The organism is Paraphotobacterium marinum, from assembly GCF_002216855.1.
Taxonomy (GTDB): Bacteria; Pseudomonadota; Gammaproteobacteria; order Enterobacterales; family Vibrionaceae; genus Paraphotobacterium; species Paraphotobacterium marinum.
In genome coordinates this window covers 508,304-529,606 of the sequence record NZ_CP022356.1, presented here as the reverse complement: position 1 = coordinate 529,606, position 21,303 = coordinate 508,304, and the positions used below count along the sequence as shown (strand labels likewise).

Below are 21,303 nucleotides of genomic sequence, written 5' to 3'. Positions count from 1 at the left end.
AATATGAACTTACTATTTAAAAAGGTTAAGCTTGACGAATTGACAATTAATCAAATTCAAAGCGATTATGATGCTGGAAAATATAGCATAGAAGATTTAACTAGGGCTTACCTTGAACAAATTTATTCAATAGATCAAGCAGGACCAAAATTAAATAGTATTATTCAAATAAATCCAGATGTTATTGAAGAAGCCAAAAAATTAGATAAAGATAGGGTAGTAGGAAGGAAAAAAAGTGTTCTACATGGTATTCCTATTTTAATAAAAGATAATATCTTGACTCAAGATAATATGGCTACAACAGCGGGTTCAGTTCTGTTAAAAAACCATTATGCTCAAGAAGATGCTAGTGTTATAAAAAGCTTAAGAAATGCGGGTATTTTAATTTTGGGAAAAACAAACTTGAGTGAGTGGTCAAGATTTCGTTCTACAAAAACATCAAGTGGGTGGAGTAGTCTCGGGGGACAAACCTTAAATCCCTATCAACTTGATATAACTCCGTCAGGCTCTAGCTCTGGTTCTGCGGTGAGTGTATCTTCTAATTTGTGCACTGTTTCTATAGGAACAGAAACCTTAGGCTCTATAATTTCTCCAGCTTCTGTTAATGGTATTGTTGGTCTTAAACCGACACTTGGATTAATTAGTACATCAGGTGTTATTCCTGTCGCTTCTACTGATACTCCAGGACCAATGGCAAGAAACGTAAGAGATTTATCCATTTTGCTGACTCATATGGTAACAAAATCAGAGTGCTTTAAAATAAGTGGAAAAAAAATAATTAATTATGAAGATTACTTAGACATTGATGCATTAAAAGGTGCTAGATTAGGTGTCAACCGTTCTTACACCGGGTACTGTGAACAAGTTGATACTGTTTTTGAAAAAGCTATTTTAAAATTAAAAGAGTTAGGAGCCATTATTATCGATCCTGTTTTCTCATCAAACGAGTCTGAGTTAAGACAAAAAGGATTTGAATTACTTTTATTTGATTTTAAAGAAAAGATGAATGCTTTTTTATCAAATAATCCAGAGATAAAGCCCAATAGTTTATCTGATTTAATCGAGCTGAACATAAAATACTGTGATGTTATTATGCCCACTTTCAAGCAAGAACTTTTTGAATTAGCTCAAATGAAAAGTGATATTGACTCCAAAGAGTATGAAGAAATTAAAAGACAGTGTTTTCACTTGTCGGTAGAAGAAGGTATTGATAAATTATTGAACATTCATCAGATAGATGCCATTATAGCTCCAACTTTAAGTGAAAAACCTCACAAGACAGATTTGGTTAACGGTGATATTCCTAGAATTAGTTGTGCAGCTTTGCCAGCATTTTCAGGAGGTGCTCATATTACTTTACCGATGGGATTTATTGACAAATTACCTGTTGGGCTTTCTTTTTTTGCAAATAGAAATCAAGATGCCAAATTAATAAGTTATGCTTATGCTTTTGAGCAGAATACTTTTTTTCGAAAAAAACCAAATTTTGAATTATGAGTTAAAAAGCCTATTTGGTTTTTAAAACCTCAATCATTTCCTAAAGCATATTCCAATTGATACCAAAATAGGAGCATTCGTCACATTTACGTTGAATGGAGAGTGATATCCAGTATAATCTTCCAACTTTTTTCTTATATCCATCAAATATAAATGAATTAATGTGCTTTTAAAAAAATAAGCTAAGTTTTTTAACACAAAGGCTGTTAAAAATTTATCGAATAAATTTTTTATTATCAATCTTTTAAATAACAAAACTTTTGGAGGTTTTAATGTTTTTTCATATTACAGCAGATGAAAGAATGCATGATATTTTAATACATAAAAATAATAGAAATAAGAAAAATGTCATGAATGCTTGGGATTGGATTTTTCTTCATTACGGGCCTTATCTTGATATAGAAGATGAGAATTCACTAGATAGTTATATGAATTGGTTAGATAAATTTTATGAGCCTCAAATAAGTCCGCATCGTAAAGAAAATTCATATTCAGATATATGGAAAAACAAATTTCAGTCTATCAATAAGAAACTTAAACAAGCATTGAAGCAATCTGACATAAAAGTAATTATTTGGATGGAGGAAAACTCACGCAGCAATCCTCTTTTGTTATGTTATCTGGCAACACTATCCGATTGCAAAAATGTTTATTTAATAGATGAAAACCAAGTTAAAAATAATATCTTTAAAGGTCAAAAAAAATCAGCATATCTTGAATATAATTGGTGTGAAAATACCCTTAATAAGGCTGTTGAGATGAGTATAAAAGTTAGTCAAGAAGACATATTAATGTATAGAAAATTATGGAAAAACATATGGGTGACTCCTGATTTAATGCGGGTATATGCCAAAGGACAATTAACTAATGAAAAATTATCTTATTATGACGAGAAAATATTAGATTGTTTAAAGTTTGAAATGCAAAAGGTGCCTATAAAAAACCCAAAATTAAATCTTGTTTCTCAACCCAAAAAACTACATGAATACGTCCCTTTAGGGGATGTTTATGGTTCAGTCATGAGAAAGTATTTTTTAGGTGATATTGCTATTATAAATCGTTTAATTTATCTCATAGACATAGGAAAAATAAACTACGAGGTGTATGGTGACTTTAATGTCCATACAACATCTTTGTATCATCAAATGCTTGATAATTATTGGATCTCTTTAAATTAAATTTCTATAATTGAAAAATAATCTATTACTCCTATTGGTTTCTTTTTTTATTTTCTATCTTAAAAAGAAACCCTAACGATAAGATTAGATTAATCTATTGTTTTTTATAAAATTACAATAGATTAGATTTTTGTTATGTTGCATCATAACTTTTGCTAATCATTGAAATAATATAAAATTTAATTATTTGGAGAAAATTATGAAGCTTCGTGCTATTTTTTTTAGTATCTTAACTCTTTTCGTCGGTTTTTTGTCGACTCAGACGTTTGCTGAAGGACATTCTGAAGCAGAACCCATGCAAGTGACTGTCAGTATCTTGCCACAAAAATATTTCTTAAATGAAATTGGTGGTAAATATGTAAAAGTAAATGTTATGGTGCCACCAGGAGCAGAGCCTGCAGATTATGAACCAAAACCTTCACAAATGACTGAGTTATCAAAGAGTAAACTTTATTTTTCAATTGGAGTCCCTTTTGAGAAAAGCTGGTTAAATCGTTTTCAAGGTGCCAATCCTGATATGAAAATTATCAAGACTGAACAGGGTATTGAAAAAATGCCTCTCGCTTTTGATGATGAAGGTAATCGTATCCCAACATCAAAAGGTTTGATGGATCCACATGTTTGGTTATCGCCTGCACTAGTTAGAATTCAAGCAATGAATATCAGAGATGCATTGTCAGATGCTGATCCTTCGCATAAAGAATACTACCGACAAAACTATATGAAATTTGCTAAGAAAATTAATTCTATTGATGAGCAGCTAGTAAATATCATGTCAGGTATACCTGCCTCTGAAACAAGTTTTATTACGTTCCATCCAGCATGGGGTTATTTTGCTGCAGATTATGGATTACACCAACTTCCGATTCAAGTTGAAGGTAAAGAAGCTGATATGAAACACCTTCAAAAGTTAATTGATTATGCAAAAAAAGAAAATATAAAAGTTATTTTCATGGAGCCACAGTTCTCCAAAAAACAAGCTAAAGTAATAGCCAATGCTATTGGTGGCAAAGTTATTGCTATAGATCCATTAGCTGAAGATTGGGGCAAGAATTTAGTTTCAATTGCAGAAACATTTAAAGCCACAATGAAATAAGATGTAGTGAGAATATAATGGAAAACATCATAGATGTTAAAGGTTTAAGTTTTGCTTACAATACTGATTTAATCTTAAAAGATGTTTCCTTCCAATTATACAAAGGGGACCGAGCAGTTTTGCTTGGTCCTAATGGCGGAGGAAAAACAACTTTAATTAAATTATTGCTAGGTATTGAGGATGGCTTTCGTGGAACCATCAAAGTATTTAATCAAAATCCGGGAGGATCGCCAAACTTAATTGGTTATGTCCCTCAACATCATCAAATTAAACCCATTTTCCCAATTAGAGTTAGTGACGTGATTTTAATGGGCGCTACTAAAAAGCAAATCAAAAATAAAAAGAGTTAATTGATCAATTAGATTATGTTTTGGATATTTTAGAAATAAAAGATTTAAGACAATACATGTTTTCTGAGTTGTCTGGTGGACAGCGTCAAAGAGTTCTAGTAGGAAGAGCTTTAATGGGTAATCCCAAATTACTTTTTCTCGATGAACCTACGAGCAATGTTGATCCAAATATGACGGCTTGTTTTTATAAGATTTTAGCCAAGTTACCAAAAGATATCACTATTTTAGTTGTAAGTCATGATTTAAGTGTTCTCAGTCACAACATTAATCGAGTTTTTGGAGTAAATCAGACCATGAATATTCAAAATTCAGCTAAGTTAACGCCTGAAATGTTAGATCATTTATATGGTATGAATTGTCACCATTTATCTATTAAAGATGAAACAATAGTACCCACACCATGTGAGCCGTCGTTATGATTGAGTTATTAGGATATAATTTTATTCAACATGCTATTTATGCAGGAATTTTAGTGAGTATTGCTGTTGGGATAGTGGGCGTTTTAGTTGTAATTAATCGACTTGTTTTTCTTTCTGGTGGAATTGTGCATACTGCGTATGGTGGAGTAGGGCTTGCATTTTTTGTAGGTAGCTCTTCAGTTTTGCCCATCACACTTATTTTTACCTCTCTAAGCGCTTTACTATTAGGTTTTATAACGATAAAAAAGACTGGCTTTATTGAAGTGTTTATTGGTCTTATTTGGTCATTTGGAATGGCGCTGGGCATCATTTTTATGGCACTTACACCCGGATATACGGCTGATTTATCTAGTTATTTATTTGGAAGTATTTTAACTATACCTAAAAGCTCTATTTATTTAATGTTAGTTTTGACTTTCATCATTGTGATTTATACAATTTATAATTACCGTTCTTTAGTGCTCATGGCTTTTGATCCTGAATTTGCAAAAAGTAAAGGGATTAAAATTCGAAGAATATATTTTACCTTGCTCGTGTTAATCGCTATTACCAGTGTCATTATGGTTCAAGTGGTAGGCATCATTATGGTTATTGCCTTGTTAACTATGCCTGCATATTTAGGCTCACAATATGCTAAATCAACAGCGGGCATGATGATTCATAGTATTTTATGGTGTCTTTTCTTTACACTGGTTGGTCTTATTGTCTCTTTTTATACGAACTTGCCGTCAGGTGCTACTATTGTCTTGGTTGCTTCAGTTTGCGTTGGTTTAAATTTTTTAATAAAAACTTTGTTACAAAGAAATCGTATAAAACTAAATTAACTTTATTGATTAATTGGCAAAAAAGTATTGCTATATATTCATATTTTACTTTTTTGCCATGAATTTAATTTATATGTACTTCATTAGTTTTAATTCTTTTAATATTCAAAAGAATTAACTCCTCTAACCAACTTGAAACGGGTTTGATCTTTAGTCCCAGTTCAATAGCTCTACTGTTATTACAAGTTAAATCCTGCTCAGCATCAAATTCAAGATGAAAAGTGATACTCGGATCATTTTTATCTAATATTTGAGCTTTTTTATGGGTATGATGTTCAATGGTATTTATGACATTTTGTATTTTTATATTATCTGAAGGGGCTAAATTAATCGCTCCTTGAAAATCAACAGATGATAAATTTGCTAAAGCTTTTCCAATATCATATTCATGGATGACAGATAACCTTGCTTCAGGGTTATTTAAAGAAAAAGCATGATTATGATAGATTGCCTCTATAAGATTATAAAGTCTGTTTGTATAATCATTAGGGCCAAGCACTAGAGGAACTCGAGCAGCAATAACGGGTACTTGTTCATTTTGTAAGAAAATTGCCTCAGCAGAGCGCTTTTCTGTCTGATAGCATGTATCTTTTTGATCTACAGGTGTAAAAGTATATGGGTTAAAATTATCTTCGGTCATTTGGAAACCATAATCATAAACCGAAAAGGTAGATGTAAAGATGATTTTTTTTGCTCTATTTTCTAATGCATTGAGGGTTTTTTGGGCATCGCTAGCATTGAAGCAAATTTGATCATAAATAACATCCCAATTTTGTCCCAGTTCTTGAATAGTTGATAAAAAGTTTTCTTTGTCTTCTTTTATATAATTTAAATTAGGGTGCGCTATTTGATTTGAGATATTTCTTGATATGACGGTGACTTCGTTGTTTTGTGATAGTAATTCTTTCACAAGAGAACGACCAAAATACTTGGTTCCACCTAAAACTAAAATATTCATGTGAGACTCCTAATGTTCAAAGACTTATAAATAAAAATTATCTGTTTGTCATTAAAACTAACAGACTTTGTTATGCCTGTATAATATTAAAAAATTATGGATATGGTGCTTTCGTTTATTCAATTGAGATCCATACATTAAATTTTATTTCAAGATTTTTATATTTAGTTAATTTCATAAAATAAAGGTTTTCTTCAGTTGGGAAGGAGTTTATGTGTTAAATTATAAAGTGAAATATCTTTAGATATTTGTATTATAAATCCTTTGTCTCTATAATCTTTTTTTTATAAATAAATCGTTTAGTGGTACTTAATTTTATGGCAAACACAGCACACGCTCTACACATCCTTGTAAAGCATAAAGAAAAGGCAGAAACAATTTTAAAAGAGCTTGAAAAAGGCGCAAAATTTCATCTTTTAGCCAAAAAATATTCTATATGTCCTTCAAGTAAAAAAGGAGGAGATTTGGGGGAGTTTAAACGAGGTCAAATGGTAGCTCAGTTTGATAAAGTCTGTTTTACTGGAGAAATTTTAAAACCGCATTTGATTAAAACAAAGTTTGGTTGGCACATTGTTAAAGTATTATATCGAACGTAGGTTGTTATTAATTGCTTTTAAATGAATTTAATAGCTGAATTATTTTTTATTTGTGTAAAATATGGCTTGTTTGCATTTTAAATATAATCAGTCTTTCTTTATATAATTGTTTTTTGTAAAAGTCGTTTTAATTGAATGACTTTGGTTTTATTTTTTAAATAAAACTACATTTCGTCTGTTCAAGGATTTACTCAATGAAAAAATATATTTTCCCTTTGTTTTTGGGAGGCATATCCCTTGGTTTAACAGAGTTCGTGATGATGGGTATTTTACCTCAGTTATCGCAATCTCTAAAAATTACGATTCCTGAAGCTGGGCACCTAATCAGTATATATGCTTTGGGTGTAGTAGTAGGTTCACCACTGCTTGTTATTTTTTCGAATAAATTTTCACCTAAAAGTATTTTAATTTTCCTTGCTGCTTTTATTGCTATTTCAAATAGTTTATCAGCTTTATCCACTAATTATCACTTAATGCTCTTGGTTCGTTTTTTATCTGGTTTACCACATGGTGCATTTTTTGGGATAGGTGCGATTGTTGCAATCAAATTGTCTCCAAAAGGAAAAGGATCGGCAGCTATTGCTATGATGTTTGCTGGTTTAACCGTTGCAAATCTAATGATGGTTCCTGTTGGAACATCTATAGCGATTCATTTTTCATGGCATTATGTTTTTTTAATGGTAGGTTTGCTTGGTTTTTTTACGGTTATGAGCGTGGTTTACTTTATACCTAATATAGATAAATTGGAAACTAAAGGATTGAAAGAGGACTTAAAATTATTTAAAAAGTTAGATATATGGGTATCTCTCGCAATTGTTTCATTTGGATGTGGTGGAATGTTCGCATGGTACAGTTATATTGCGCCTTTAATGATACATGTGACTAAAATTTCAGAAATTTATATTCCCTATATTATGGCCTTAACAGGTTTTGGAATGTTAATGGGTGTTATTGTCGGTGGAAAAATATCTGATAGGTTAGATCCCATTAAAAGCACAATTTATCTTTTGATAGGATTAATTGGTTGTTTACTGATGGTATACTTTTTTCGCAATTCAAAATCATTTCACTCATGTTAACCTTTTTGACAGGGGCATTCGCATTTGCTCTAGCTTCGCCAATTCAAATGATTTTAATTAATACGTTTAAAGGATCAGAAATGCTGGGTTCTGCTTTGGCTCAATCAGGCTTTAATATCGCTAATGCCCTAGGTGCTTTTCTCGGTGGGTTACCTCTTGCATATCATTATTCGTATAAAAGTCCGGAAGTTCCTGCAATAGGTATTGCCATTTTGGGCATGTTATTGGTTATTTTTTTGGGACAACTTAAAAAAAATCATTCGTTGAATTCACAAGAACTAGTTGAATCATATTAGTTTTTTTTTTATTATACAGACTAATTCTCAGGGCGGGGCGAAATTCCCCACCGGCGGTATTAGTTTTTAGCTTAAGCCCGCGAGCGCTTTTCTTTTCTAGAAAAGGTCAGCAGATTTGGTGAGATTCCAAAGCCGACGGTTATAGTCCGGATGAAAGAGTATTAAATATATATGTTTTAAGCATTAAGCTTCAAACATCATATTCCATATGTATAAAATAACAATTAAATAGTTGTTGTTTCGCCCTGATTCATTTGATATTTAATATAGGAAATTATTAATATGAGTCAATCTTTACTATCTCAATTTGGTACAGCTACTGAAAGAGTCAAAAAAGCAATTTTAGCAATTAAAAATGGCGAGGGTGTTCTCGTTGTTGATGATGAAAATCGTGAAAATGAAGGTGACTTTATTTTCTCAGCAGAAACTCTTACAGAAAAACAAATGGCTTTAATGATAAGAGAAGGATCAGGTATTGTGTGTCTTTGCCTAGAAGAAGAAAAAGTGAATCAATTAGGCTTGCCTATGATGGTTGAACACAATACCAGTACAAATAGAACTGGTTTTACTGTATCTATAGAGGCTGCTCAGGGTGTTACCACAGGTGTATCTGCAGCAGATCGCGTTCAAACCATTAAAACAGCTATCAAAGAAGATGCGGTTCCTTCTGACTTGAATAGGCCAGGACATGTATTTCCTTTAAAAGCAAATGCGGAAGGCGTTCTAGCAAGAAGAGGACATACAGAAGCTTCAATTGATTTGATGAAACTTGCGAATCAAAAACCATATGGTGTCTTATGTGAGATGACAAACCCTGATGGTACAATGTCACGCTTACCTGAAATTATCAATTTTGCAGAAAAAAATAACATGATAGTTTTAAGTATTGAAGATATTGTACAGTACTTAACTGAAGAAGCAGTTTTATCGTGCGCTTAAGTTTGCAATTTTGACAGAAACTTTTTATGTATTGAAAAATCAACAGCTTAAAAAAATAAGTTTCAAGTAAATATCTTTGAAATTGGAAAATCTCATTAACTTATATTATACCTATTAAGTAAAAGTTAATTTAATAGAGGGCTGTTTATGAAAATCCGTAATTTTGTTTCTTCTTTTATCTTTGTTTTATTTACAGGTCTATTTTCGTTTACTTCACTTGCCCATCATTGCAGTGGTGATTATGACAAAGATAAGAAGTCGATTGATAAAGAAGGAAGTGTTGATAAAACAGAAAAAAATGAGTAAGAGGTTATCTTACTCATTTAAATCTAATATCTTGAGGAAGCTTCTTTGTAATCATCAGTCATGATACAGTAATTCCCAACACCTGTAACATTAGAAACGTATCCGTTTTCAATAAAGAATGTTGTCTTACAATAATGACGGTAATGATCTCCGCCAGTCGTATAAGCAGGTGTTTCTGTTACGATTTTTCTATCACCCTCCCAACGAACTTCTTTTTTAGCAGGATGAACTTCAACTGGTGTTACACCACTTTGATCATAAATATAGATAAGCTTTTCCTGTTTATTACCAGTTTTTACAATTCTAGAGGGCACACTCCAATTGGGAACGGAAGTTAACCTCTCCTTAGGTGCACCTATCCAAGATCTAACCGCTTGATCGTAATTTTCTCTTGTAGCACAACCTGTCAAAATTAGAGCTAAAAATAAAAAACTTAATATTTTCTTCATAATATTTTCCGTTATATTTTTTGAATATAGATATACTAGTACAAAAATTTACACTTTCCCAAAATTCAAATTAACTTGATTCTTGAGATGTCCTTAATATTTTTTATTGTTATTATTCGTTAATATTGTATTTGATTACAATTATTGTTGAAAGGTATTTTTGATTTATGGATATTAAAAATGATCATGTTTTCCATTTAGGAGTCAACAAAGCAAGTTTGAAAGGTGCAAGAATAGCGATTCTTCCAGGTGATCCTGCCCGGGCAAAAAAAATATCAAGCAAATTAAATAGTCCATCTTTTATAAATCACTCAAGAGAGTTTTGTGTTTATACGGGCTTTATTGAAAATACCCCAATCATTGTTTGCTCAACTGGCATCGGAGGCCCTTCAACATCAATTGTTGTAGAGGAGCTAGCAACCCTAGGAGTTAATTCATTTCTTCGAGTTGGAACAACAGGGGCCATTCAACCTCATATATCAGTTGGTGATGTGATTATTACAACAGCATCAATTAGATTAGATGGCGCTAGTAAACATTACGCACCACTTGAGTATCCTGCTGTTTCAGATTTTTATATATTAAGGGCAATGGAAGAGGCTACGAAAGAATTGAACATAAATTGTCATATGGGTATAACTGCGTCATCAGACACGTTTTATCCTGGTCAGGAAAGATATGATACTTTTTCTGGATATATTATTAAAGATTATGTAGGCTCCATGGAGCAATGGAAAAATTTAAGAGCTTTAAATTATGAAATGGAATCAGCGACATTATTAACGATGTGCTCATCTCTTGGTTTAAGAGCGGGTTGTTTATCTGGCGTTTTGGTTAATCGTAATAGTGATGAAATACCTTCCAAAGATATGCTTAATCAAATAGAAGAGCAAACAATAAATGCGATTATAAAGAGTACAAAAAATTATATAAAGATGAATATAACGTGATTAGAAAACTCAAGATTGTAATCAATTACTCAAAGGGTAAACAAACGATTATGTAAAAGGTATTAATAAATATTTATTCAATCTTTTGAATTACTCGGTTAATTATTTTTTTATTATTCTTGGATAAATTAACTTTAGGCTATGAATAATACACACTAAGTTTAAAGGTGTGTATTATTCTAATCGATCTAAGTTAAAGTTGGTTTTAATGTTATCCATTTAAAGTTTTTATTTTTAAATACTGCCAGAAAATCAAAGTATTTATAATGATTACCATGACAATGATTAAAGCAGGTAAAGTAATAACCAAATTATATTTAAGAGTACTCATTAAAATTGTTGAACCAAATGTAATGAGCATGAACCCAAAACTGAATATAGATGAAGTAGTCGACTTATCAACTGCTATTGTCATAATTTCAGATGTTGTTGTCGTAAATATCAGTGGCAACCCAAGAAAGATTATGGATGTCGCCAAAAAAAACATGATTGGATTGGTTGGTTTATATGCAGAAAAATAAATTAAGATAAAAGCACCTAAAGTTACAATACATGCTCCTAAGACATATAATGTTATGTGGTGTAGATATTTAGTTATTTTTCCTGTGATGATATTACCTATAAAATATGAGATTGTAATAAAAATAGCGTGATGTGAATAACTTATAGGGCTCATATGAAAGTTAGTAGACGATATGATAGGTGAAGATGAATAAATAACATAAATGATAGATGTAGTCATCCCTGCGATTAAAATATGCAAATATATTTTAGAATTCTGAAAAACATTTTTATATTGTAGAAAGATATTATTTAAATTAAATTTTAATCTGGATGATTTATTTAATGTTTCAGGCATGGTTTTTATTAATATTAATAAAACAAGATTGTATATCAATTGAAATACAAAACAATATCTCCAATTTAAATGTTCAGTTAACTCACCACCAATATAAAGGGCGATACCTGGAACTATAGCAAAGGCACATGATGTATATGCAGTGATTTGTCTAGCCTTACTATCCCTAAAACAATCATTTATTAAAGTAAAAGTCATATTTAGGCCGCATCCTGCCCCAATAGCCATTATTATTCTACCGATGATTAAAAACTCAAAATTATAGGATATTACACACAATAGTGAGCCAAGTGTCGAGATAGATAATCCAGCTATAATTGCCTTTTTTCTACCAAAACTATTGGATATTGGACCATATAATATTTGACTAATTGCATAACCAAATACAAAGGCTGTAATAACAAATTGGACTTTATTTACTGGAATAAAAAAAGATGATGCTACTTCTGGTAAAGAAGGCATAATTATGGACGCACCAACGCTAGCTAAAGAAATTAATAATATCAATATAATTATTGAAATTTCATTCTTGTTGTTTTCAGTTTTCATTTATTTTCTCTATTTTCTTTTAGTAAAATTATTCTAAAATAAATTTTTTTGTAATAGAATTTGATTATTATTAATAATTTATTAATATTAAGTTAATGGTTAGGGTGTTAAAACTAGCAAAAATATTTTAAATTAGGCCAAATATTGCTTTAACAAAGAACCATAATTCGATGCATACTATTAATGGAAATAAAAAATCATGCAGAAAATTAATTTTTCTATCAAACAAATAGAGTGTTTTTATAAGGTGGCCATGACCAAAAGTCTTAAAATGGCAAGCAACCAATTATTTATATCTCCTCCAGCTGTATGGAAACATATTAAAAACCTAGAATTACAATGTGGTGAGGATTTATTTATTAAAACGGGCATAAAATTAGAGTTAAGTGACTTCGGTCGGTTATTATTATTAGAAGCGAAAAAATTTTTAACGGAAACTCATAGTTTGAATAATTGTATCTCTTCTCTTTCAAAAAAATCGTTCGAGCCTATTCGTATTGCATTTCTAAATTCATTCCAAAATATTATATTTAATTTAATTCAACCGTTTATAGAAAATAACCCTAGTATCCCTTTTGAATTATCAAATGAAAGATGGGCTGACTGTAATAACATATTAGAAGAAAAAAATTTTGATTTTGTTATTACGGCAGATCCACCATCAATAAAAAGTGAATATAAATATAAATATTTAGGTACTGTAGATTATGGCCTTTTTTGTTCCAGTAAGCATATTTTAAAAGATGAGTTAATCAATAATATAGCAAACTTGGAGAATGAAACCTTCGTTACAACTAGATCAACCTCATTACCGCAAAAAAACAAAATAAGTTAATTCAAAGTTGGAGAGTTAAAAAAAACCTATATATGTTGACTCTTTTTTAGCCATTAGAGAAGCCGTGTTGGCAAATATGGGCATTGGACTCATCACTACGTTTATGGCTGAGGAAGATGTTATTGCTAAAAAACTTTATGAAATACCATTAGATCTTGGAGATTTAAAATCTGAAATTTTTTTAATTTACACATCTCTTGAGTTTCAAAAAAATAGCCATGAAATATTTTACAACTACTTCAATCTTAACAATTGAACCCTCTCATACTGAATGATTCATAATCATTGGAGATAATTATGTTAAGTCTCTTATGCAAACTTTGGTTGAATACAAACAAGAATATAGCATGCATAATCATTTTTAATTTAAACATTACTAAATTTATAAACTGTTTTTTATTAATATTATTAAATAATACTTTTTATTGGTCGTTATATATATAGGCTTCTATTATTCATGTGAAATCTTATGCGATATATAAATTTAAGTATACCTTCGTTATTAATTCTTTTATTTTCCTTTGAAATATTAGCAAAATCATACATTGAAAAAAGGAAAGAATTAGATGATATGAGTACCCAAACCATTGAACTTTTATCAAAAAATAATGCCACAGCTGAACGTGAATTAAAAACTGCTTTTGGATATGCTGTTTTTGATAACTCAAATGTAACTGTTTTATTTTTTGGTGGATCTAGTGGTAAGGGGGTGCTTTACAATAATAAAACTAATCAAAGAACTTACATGAAAATGGCTGGAGCCAATTTAGGTGTTGGCTTGGGTGTTAAAAATATTAGAATTGTATTTATTTTCTTATCCAAAGAAGATTTTATAAAGTTTAAGGATAATGGGTGGGTTGGAGGCTTACAAGCTGATGCAACTGCTAAGTCCAAGAATAAAGGTGGAGCTAATGATGTGCAAACAGATATGTCAGGTGTTCAAACTTATGTAATCACTAAAAAGGGGGTTGCACTTCAAGTTTCTCTTGAAGGCGCTAAATACTGGAAAGATGATGCTTTAAATTAGTTGCAATTTTATAAAAATCAAACAAGTCCTTGCATAAAATTAATAAGACTTAAAGCTATCAAATTAGGTTTTTTTTAACTTACCTTGCCAAAGTAATAACCAACTCCTGACTCTGTTGTAATTAAGGGTTGTATGGAGCAGTTTTTTAACTTTTTCCTTAGTTGGCCAATATACACTCTGAGATACTGCACTTCATCGCTAAAGGTGTTGCCCCATACTTCTTTTAATAACTGATTTTGAGTTATGATTTTTCCTTTTTGCTGGAACATGTAGTGCAGAATTTGAAATTCTTTCTTGGATAGATGGATGACCTCATCATCTATTTTGACTTCATGTTTTTCAATGGACATGCTTAGATTTGCAATTGAAAACTTTGAATCATTTTGTATTGATTCAGTTGATTTTGAAAGAGAAATATGTCGATTTATTCGAGCAATTAATTCAGGAGTGTCAAATGGTTTTTTGATATAATCATTAGCGCCAGAATTTATAGCTTGAACAATTTCATCTGTTTGGTCTCGAGCTGATAAAACAATAATAGGTAGTTCAGGATAGTTTTTTTTAAACATAACAAGTAAATCTTGACCATCTATGTCTGGTAATCCTAAATCTAATAATATTAAGTCGGGATGATCTTCGTTACAAAGTCTTAAGCCTTCTTTACCATTTGGTGCCAAATATACATCAAAACCAACAACTAGTAGAGTTTTATTTATATAACGTCTTATTTGAGGTTCATCATCAATCAACAGTATTTTTTTCATTATTTTCAGCTCTCAGTTGAATCGTAAATGTATTCATACCAGACATGCTATTAGCTGATACTTTTCCATCATGTGCGCTTATAATTTCTTTTACTATAGCTAATCCTAATCCACTTCCAGCACGCTGTAAATCAGATTTTCGAACTTGATAAAAGTAATCAAATATTTTTGTTAGTTCATGTTTTTCTATTGGATTACCTTGGTTTGATATTGAGATAAATGCATCATAATTATTTGACCAAATTTTAATCTTTATTTTTTTACAATTTAATGAATATTTAACAGCATTATCTAATAGGTTAAAGAGAGCTTGTTCAAAAAAACTAGTATCAATCTTTATCTTAAAAATATTTTTCACTGTAATTTCTAATTGAAATTCTGGATAACGTTTCTTAAAAATAGTACAAATCTTTTTTAAATACGATTGAGTATTTACTTTCTCGAGTTTTAGAGAGCTCGTTTTGTTCTCAAGTTTAAGCATATTTAACATATTGCTTGTTTGAAACTCGAGTCTCTTTGCCTCTTCTTGTGCAATTTGAACAAATTCCAAGCGGTCATTTTTATCCAATGAATCATAAAGTGTTTCTAATGAGCTTAAACTCCCAATTATTGATGAAAGTGGAGTTTTTAAATCGTGTGATAGAGAGGATAAGATTAAATTTTGCATTGATTTTTGCTTTAATATCAATGTATCTTCATCAGCAATTTTTTTTCTAAGGACGATGCTAATTTGAGAACACATATTTAAAAATAATTTTTTATCATATTTCATAAAATTATTTTTTTCCAAGAGGCTGTTTAATTTAACACCAATTATGCCAATTTTTCTATTCTCAATTGAAATGGGCATTAAAAAATAATTAATTGAAAAAATATTATTTTGTGTAGAAAACCCACAATCAACCTGATTAGAGAATGCATATCGAATAGGGGTAATTAGTTGGGAGCTGATTTTCTTTAAGCTTTCTTCTTTTAAATGAATATGATCCGACGACTCAATAAAAAAAGTCTCGTAATCAAAATATAAATCTAGTGGCATTTCTATTAAATCACTTTGAGATTCAAAGTCTGTTTGATTTAAATATTTTGAAAAGTTATATAGCTTTATTAATGTACTTTCTTTTTTTGAAGAATTTGAATTGCGAACTTTGTGAATGATGTTAGTCGAATAATAATAAATGATACTGCCATAAAAACAAAAAATGAAATAACTTGCTCAATTGAAGCAAGACTGAATGATAGTTTCGGGCTAAGAAACATATAGTAGTATGATCCTAAGGCTATTAATGTTGCAACTAGTGAAGGCAAAAATCCATACAAATAAGAACATAACATTAATAATAAAATTAAAATCATAGAGGCATCGGTAATCCTAATAATTTCTAAAAAAGGAGAAATTAAAAAACAAAATAGAAAGATAATTAGAAAAGACTTCATGCTTCTCTTTTGGATGTCACTTAAGTCAATTAATGATAAATACTGTGAGAGCAATGATACAGAGTTGCTTTTCATGTTTTTTAAGTGAATTTGGATTTCTCCAGCATTTTTTAAAAAACGATTTAGCTTTGTTATAACAAACCATTTATTCCAAAAAACATATTTAGGGTAATTTAAAACAATATCAGTAATATTTTTAAGCTTCGCATAATTTAATAAGTCAAGATAATAATTTGAAGAACTAATATGATGTACTTCAAAACCTAAATCATTGGCTTTTTTTTGAATATTTAATTCCAGTTGAATATTATTTTTATGATTTTTAACTATTTTCTCTATAAATAAAATTTGAATTTTGGAGTTTTTAGTATTAAATAAGTTGGCGTAACTTAATAGTAACTCTTCATTAAAGTCTTCATATGAAAAACAGATTAAAATATTATTTTGATAATCTTTTTCGGACATGCATGAACCCAATGTTTATACAATAATTTTTAGTATATATGATTAATCAACGAATTAAATATATTTTAATTCGTTGATTAGACCCTTATTTTTCATTTAATTTTAACAATGCAATATTAAGTTTCAATACATTGACATAATTTGGATTTAAAAATCCTTGAATTTCATGAGTATGAATTAACTCTATTATGCTATCTATAGGAATATTATTTTCCTTTGATATTCTAGGAGCCTGATAAAGGGCTGCCTTTACAGAGATATTAGGATCTAGACCACTTCCAGAGGCAAAAACCAATTCTTCAGGTATTTTTTTATTATTACCATTTAATTTATGTAAATCAGCAATTCTTTGTTTTAATTCTTTTACAAGCTTATTACTATTAGGCGCAAGATTAGAGCCACCAGTTGCTAAAGTATTATAATCTGATCCGGAAGGGCGAGATTGGAATAAACTTTGATTACTTGAAAAGTTTTGGCCTATTAAGCTAGATCCAATTACTTTTTGATTTTTATATAATAAAGAACCATGTGTTTCTTTGTAAGCAAGGAGATTTCCACCTAGCATTATTAAACCAGGATAAATTATTCCTAATAAAAACGTGAAAAATATTAAACTTAAGATAGAAAATTTGATGTAATTAAACATAATAAGCACCTATAAAAAATTTATACTTGTTAAGAAAATATCTATAATCTTAATTGCAATAAATGGAACTAAAATACCACCAAAACCATATTTAATTAGATTGTTTTTCAGAAGCTTTTGGGGGTTTAATGTTGAAGATTTAACTCCAACAAGTGCTAAGGGTATTAGAGCAATAATTATAAGAGCATTAAATATGACTGCTGATAAAATAGCACTGTTAGGAGAGCTTAGATGCATAATATTTAATTCTTTCAGAGCTGGTAACGTAAGAATAAATAATGCTGGTATAATAGCAAAATATTTTGCAACATCATTTGCTATACTAAACGTTGTTAGGGCTCCTCTAGTAATAAGAATTTGTTTACCAATCTCAATGATTTTGATCAGTTTAGATGGATCTGAATCAAGATCAAGCATATTTCCTGCTTCTCTTGCTGCAGAAGTACCAGATGCCATTGCTACGCCAATATCAGCTTGAGCCAGTGCGGGTGCATCATTTGTTCCATCACCACACATGGCAACAACTTTTCCTTCTTTTTGCACTTCTTTGATATAATTAAGTTTATCTTCAGGTGATGCTTGAGCAACAAAATCATCAACGCCAGCTTCTTTAGCAATAGCAGCGGCTGTAAGGGGGTTATCACCAGTTACCATCACTGTTTTAATCCCCATTTTTTTAAAGTTAAAAACTTTTCTTTAATACCTGGTTTTATTTGGTCTTTTAAGACAATTACACCTAAAATATTATTATTTTTCATAACAGCTAGGGGAGTTCCTCCATCTGAAGCTATATTTTCAACTATGCTCTGTAACTCACTTTCATCAAAGTCATTATTGTTTTTTTTATGTTCTTCAATTATCGCATTTACAGCGCCTTTTCTTAGTTTTTGATCTAAATAATCTATGCCACTAATCCTTGTGAATGCTGAAAACTCGATGAAACTCATTTTATCTGTAGGGATAATTTCATCGGTGATTGAGAAATTGTTTTGTGCTAAAGATACAATAGATCTACCCTCGGATGTTTCATCTTTAAAAGAACATAAATATGAAACTTGAACTAATTCGTCTATCGAATTACCTTTTAAAGGAATAAATTGGGTAGCATACCTATTACCAACTGTTATAGTCCCTGTTTTATCTAGTAGCAATATGTCAGCGCTACCAGCAGCCTCAATAGCTTTTCCAGATAAGGCAATAACATTATGTTTCAATAATCTATCCATGCCAGATATACCTATAGCTGAAAGAAGACCAGCAATTGTTGTCGGTATAAGTGTCACAAAAAGGGCAACAAGCATTATGATAGATAAAGAAGAATTGTAATATCGCGACATGCCAAAAATAGCTATTATGGCCACTATAAAAATTAAAGTTAGTCCAGATAATAAAATATTCAAAGAGATTTCATTTGGACTTTTTAATCGTGAAGATCCTTCTACAAGCGCTATCATTTTATCGATGAAATTCTCACCGGGGTTTTTTGTAATTTTAACGATAATTTCATCTGAAAGAACAAGTGTTCCGGCTGTTACAGCACAGTTATCAGAACCACTTGATTTTATGACAGGTTCTGACTCACCTGTAATAGTCGACTCATCGATAGAAGCACATCCTTCAACAACATCTCCATCACAGGCAATTAAATCACCTTTTTTAACAAATATTAAATCACCAACTTTTAACTCCTCTGCATTAACTTTACTTGTTTCAAGTGTAGTTTCATTAATAATTTTATGTGCAATAAGTTCCTGTTTGGTTGATTTTAATGTTTCAGCTTGAGCTTTACTTTTACCTTCAGCAATACTTTCAGAGAAGTTAGCAAATAAAATAGTAAACCACAGCCAAATAACACAAGCTGAATCAAAAGTAGTTGCAACATTATGTAAAATATTATTAAACAATATTAGGGTACAAAGTATTGTAACTAAAAGAACACAGAACATAACTGGATTCTTGTACATTTTATAGGGGTTACATTTAAACAATGACTCAACAACTGCTGGTAATAATATTTTTTTATTAAAAATTGATTGATTATTGGTATTCATAAAATGCCTCCTTAGTATGAAAAATTATCAAGCAATGGGCCAATGGATAGAGCAGGAAAAAAAGTCAGTGCCCCAATAACCACTATTGTAAATAACAATAAAATTGAAAACACAAATGATGTAACTTGTATGTCATTAGTAGTATTTATGCGAACATTTTTACGATTAATAAAATTATGAGCAATAAAGATAACTGCAAAAATACTCACAAACCTACCTAGAAACATACAGAGAGCAAGGGTTGTATTAAAGTAAATCGTATTGGAGCTAAGTCCAGCAAAAGCACTACCATTATTGTTAGATGCAGATGTGAAAGCATAAAGTATTTCTGTAAAACCATGCGCACCTTCATTGGTAAGAGCATTTTTATATTCGGGTAGTACCATTGTAAGAGCTGTGAAAATTAAAACCAAACAGGGCGGTACAATGATGCTGAGCATTGCTAATTTCATATCCTTACCATCAATACGTTTTCCTAAGAAGGAGGGTATTCGACCAATCATTAAGGATCCAATGAAAACAGCAAGAATAACATACATCAACATTCCATAAAGACCGGCACCAACTCCTCCGTATATGATCTCACCTGTTGCCATATTAATTAATGCCATCATTCCGCCAATGGGTGTATAGCTATCCATGAAAGAGTTGACACCACCATCGGATGCAGCTGTAGAAGCAGTGTTATATATTGTAGAATGTATAATACCAAATCTTACATCTTTACCCTCCATGTTTGATATTGTTGAATTGGATTCATAAAAATTACTTAAGAAATGAGTTGTAGAATCTTTGAGTAAATGAAGCTCACTCATGCTCATTACACTGTAACTAATAATGAATAAAAATGACATAATGCCAAATATTAACCAACCTAGCTTTAACTTATTTGTATATTTACCAAGAAGATAAGTAAATGCACATGGAATCAAAAGAATTGAGATAACTTGAATAAAATTAGTTATTGCATTAGGGTTTTCAAATGGATGGGCTGAATTTGCGTTAAAAAATCCTCCGCCATTTGTCCCTATAGATTTTATTGATTCTTGAGAAGCAATTGGTCCTTGTGTAATTACTTGTTCTCCTTGTGAAATTGTGTGAGCAAGTGTATTAGGATCAATATTTTGAGGTATACCGAGACAAACAAATATTAAGCTTACAATAATAGAAAGAGGCAGAAGAATATAAAAAACACTTATTCCTAAGTCATACCAAAAATTTCCAATATCATTTCTATCTTTCTTTAAAGAACGTAATAAAACTATTGCAACACTTATCCCTACAGCAGCAGAAAGAAAGTTTTGCACTGCTAGTCCTGCCATTTGAGAAAAGTATGACACGCCAGTTTCACCAGAATAACTCTGCCAGTTTGTATTGGTAACAAAGCTAACAGCTGTATTTAAAGCCTGATCCCATGACATATTTACAATATGATTTGGGTTTAGTGGGAGATAACTTTGAAATTTTAAAACCAAAAACAAAACAAATATAGAAATTAATGAAAACATCATCAAAGAAATAAAATATGATTTAGCTGTCTGGTTTTCATTAATATTTTTTCCAATCATTAGGCTATATATTCTCATCATAGGCTTTCCAAAAAAATCCAAATATGTTTTATTTCCTTCGAAAGCATTGAACATATGCAAGCCTAATGGTTTCATCAAAAGTGCTAATGTCGATATTACAACTACCAGCATTAGTATTGATTCTAAAAATATTATATTCATTAG

23 protein-coding genes, 1 pseudogene and 1 riboswitch are annotated in these 21,303 nt (G+C 30.6%); of the genes and pseudogenes, 15 read left to right on the top strand and 9 right to left on the bottom strand.

The annotated features are described in order from the left end of the window. The first annotated feature begins 3 nt into the window (after positions 1-3). From CF386_RS09585 to CF386_RS09565, 6 genes are all read left to right on the top strand, one after another. Entirely contained in the window at positions 4-1,497 is a 1,494-nt protein-coding gene (locus CF386_RS09585; RefSeq protein ID WP_158522376.1) for an amidase family protein, read from the top strand. 272 nt (positions 1,498-1,769) lie between these two features. Next, on the top strand, positions 1,770-2,675 hold the full coding sequence (locus tag CF386_RS09580; protein ID WP_089074214.1) for a DUF3658 domain-containing protein: 906 nt from the start codon (positions 1,770-1,772) through the stop codon (positions 2,673-2,675). A 199-nt stretch (positions 2,676-2,874) separates the two neighbouring features. Next, the gene (locus CF386_RS09575) at positions 2,875-3,771 is read left to right on the top strand and encodes a metal ABC transporter solute-binding protein, Zn/Mn family (protein WP_089074213.1); all 897 of its coding nucleotides are present in this window, start codon (positions 2,875-2,877) and stop codon (positions 3,769-3,771) included. A 17-nt stretch (positions 3,772-3,788) separates the two neighbouring features. Then, positions 3,789-4,121 carry an ATP-binding cassette domain-containing protein gene (locus CF386_RS13495; protein ID WP_264080504.1) on the top strand — a complete coding sequence of 111 codons (333 nt, stop codon included), beginning with the start codon at positions 3,789-3,791 and terminating at the stop codon, positions 4,119-4,121. A gap of 20 nt (positions 4,122-4,141) precedes the next feature. Continuing rightward, positions 4,142-4,540 carry an ATP-binding cassette domain-containing protein gene (locus tag CF386_RS13490; RefSeq protein ID WP_264080503.1) on the top strand — a complete coding sequence of 133 codons (399 nt, stop codon included), beginning with the start codon at positions 4,142-4,144 and terminating at the stop codon, positions 4,538-4,540. Next, complete coding sequence (locus tag CF386_RS09565) at positions 4,537-5,364, top strand: metal ABC transporter permease (RefSeq protein WP_089074212.1); 828 nt, start codon at positions 4,537-4,539, stop codon at positions 5,362-5,364. The genes CF386_RS13490 and CF386_RS09565 overlap by 4 nt, the downstream gene beginning before the upstream one ends. Positions 5,365-5,428: 64 nt before the next feature. On the opposite strand, the gene CF386_RS09560 is transcribed toward CF386_RS09565, so the two are convergent. After that, the gene (locus CF386_RS09560) at positions 5,429-6,322 is read right to left on the bottom strand and encodes an NAD-dependent epimerase/dehydratase family protein (protein WP_089074211.1); all 894 of its coding nucleotides are present in this window, start codon (positions 6,320-6,322) and stop codon (positions 5,429-5,431) included. 317 nt (positions 6,323-6,639) lie between these two features. Here CF386_RS09560 and CF386_RS09555 point away from each other — a divergent pair, with 317 nt between their 5' ends. The 5 genes from CF386_RS09555 (at position 6,640) to CF386_RS12865 (ending at position 9,538) form a co-directional block, all read left to right on the top strand. Further along, positions 6,640-6,918, top strand: coding sequence for a peptidylprolyl isomerase (locus CF386_RS09555; protein ID WP_089074210.1), 279 nt, complete (start codon positions 6,640-6,642; stop codon positions 6,916-6,918). A 194-nt stretch (positions 6,919-7,112) separates the two neighbouring features. Then, a complete protein-coding gene (locus CF386_RS09550) occupies positions 7,113-7,997 on the top strand; it encodes an MFS transporter (protein WP_225971791.1) in 885 nt (294 codons plus the stop codon). Next, positions 7,991-8,293: an MFS transporter gene (locus CF386_RS13155; RefSeq protein WP_225971790.1), complete on the top strand. Its 303-nt coding sequence runs from the start codon at positions 7,991-7,993 to the stop codon at positions 8,291-8,293. Before CF386_RS09550 ends, CF386_RS13155 begins: the two co-directional genes overlap by 7 nt. 19 nt (positions 8,294-8,312) lie before the next feature. Then, positions 8,313-8,459: riboswitch (FMN riboswitch) on the top strand. Positions 8,460-8,575: 116 nt separating this feature from the next. Continuing rightward, positions 8,576-9,232 (top strand): 3,4-dihydroxy-2-butanone-4-phosphate synthase, encoded by a 657-nt coding sequence (ribB, locus tag CF386_RS09545; protein WP_089074209.1) that lies wholly within the window; start codon positions 8,576-8,578, stop codon positions 9,230-9,232. A 147-nt stretch (positions 9,233-9,379) separates the two neighbouring features. Beyond that, on the top strand, positions 9,380-9,538 hold the full coding sequence (locus tag CF386_RS12865; protein ID WP_158522375.1) for a hypothetical protein: 159 nt from the start codon (positions 9,380-9,382) through the stop codon (positions 9,536-9,538). A gap of 23 nt (positions 9,539-9,561) precedes the next feature. Here the strand turns inward: CF386_RS12865 and CF386_RS09540 are convergent, their stop codons facing one another. Beyond that, on the bottom strand, positions 9,562-9,987 hold the full coding sequence (locus CF386_RS09540; RefSeq protein ID WP_089074208.1) for a membrane lipoprotein lipid attachment site-containing protein: 426 nt from the start codon (positions 9,985-9,987) through the stop codon (positions 9,562-9,564). A 167-nt stretch (positions 9,988-10,154) separates the two neighbouring features. Between CF386_RS09540 and udp the strand changes: the two genes are divergently transcribed. Next, complete coding sequence (gene udp / locus CF386_RS09535) at positions 10,155-10,937, top strand: uridine phosphorylase (RefSeq protein ID WP_089074207.1); 783 nt, start codon at positions 10,155-10,157, stop codon at positions 10,935-10,937. Positions 10,938-11,148: 211 nt separating this feature from the next. Here the strand turns inward: udp and CF386_RS09530 are convergent, their stop codons facing one another. After that, positions 11,149-12,345, bottom strand: a complete 1,197-nt coding sequence (locus tag CF386_RS09530; RefSeq protein WP_089074206.1) for an MFS transporter — start codon at positions 12,343-12,345, stop codon at positions 11,149-11,151. Positions 12,346-12,544: 199 nt separating this feature from the next. Between CF386_RS09530 and CF386_RS09525 the strand changes: the two genes are divergently transcribed. The 3 genes from CF386_RS09525 (at position 12,545) to CF386_RS09515 (ending at position 14,207) form a co-directional block, all read left to right on the top strand. Beyond that, entirely contained in the window at positions 12,545-13,180 is a 636-nt protein-coding gene (locus tag CF386_RS09525; protein WP_089074205.1) for a LysR family transcriptional regulator, read from the top strand. 28 nt (positions 13,181-13,208) lie between these two features. Then, entirely contained in the window at positions 13,209-13,436 is a 228-nt protein-coding gene (locus CF386_RS13485) for a LysR substrate-binding domain-containing protein (protein WP_089074204.1), read from the top strand. A 213-nt stretch (positions 13,437-13,649) separates the two neighbouring features. After that, positions 13,650-14,207 (top strand): lipid-binding SYLF domain-containing protein, encoded by a 558-nt coding sequence (locus CF386_RS09515; protein WP_089074203.1) that lies wholly within the window; start codon positions 13,650-13,652, stop codon positions 14,205-14,207. A gap of 74 nt (positions 14,208-14,281) precedes the next feature. Here CF386_RS09515 and CF386_RS09510 read toward each other — a convergent pair whose 3' ends face one another. The 6 genes and pseudogenes from CF386_RS09510 to kdpA form a co-directional block, all read right to left on the bottom strand. Further along, entirely contained in the window at positions 14,282-14,971 is a 690-nt protein-coding gene (locus CF386_RS09510; RefSeq protein ID WP_225971789.1) for a response regulator transcription factor, read from the bottom strand. Then, positions 14,949-16,010, bottom strand: a complete 1,062-nt coding sequence (locus tag CF386_RS09505) for a sensor histidine kinase (protein ID WP_089074201.1) — start codon at positions 16,008-16,010, stop codon at positions 14,949-14,951. The genes CF386_RS09510 and CF386_RS09505 overlap by 23 nt, the downstream gene beginning before the upstream one ends. Positions 16,011-16,078: 68 nt before the next feature. Continuing rightward, positions 16,079-16,873, bottom strand: coding sequence for a DUF4118 domain-containing protein (locus CF386_RS09500; RefSeq protein ID WP_089074200.1), 795 nt, complete (start codon positions 16,871-16,873; stop codon positions 16,079-16,081). Positions 16,874-16,958: 85 nt separating this feature from the next. Next, positions 16,959-17,519, bottom strand: coding sequence for a potassium-transporting ATPase subunit C (locus CF386_RS09495; RefSeq protein ID WP_089074199.1), 561 nt, complete (start codon positions 17,517-17,519; stop codon positions 16,959-16,961). 321 nt (positions 17,520-17,840) lie between these two features. Beyond that, positions 17,841-19,570: pseudogene (gene kdpB / locus CF386_RS09490) on the bottom strand (potassium-transporting ATPase subunit KdpB); the annotation flags it as partial. Positions 19,571-19,581: 11 nt separating this feature from the next. Further along, positions 19,582-21,300 carry a potassium-transporting ATPase subunit KdpA gene (kdpA, locus tag CF386_RS09485; protein ID WP_089074783.1) on the bottom strand — a complete coding sequence of 573 codons (1,719 nt, stop codon included), beginning with the start codon at positions 21,298-21,300 and terminating at the stop codon, positions 19,582-19,584. Positions 21,301-21,303: the final 3 nt, after the last annotated feature.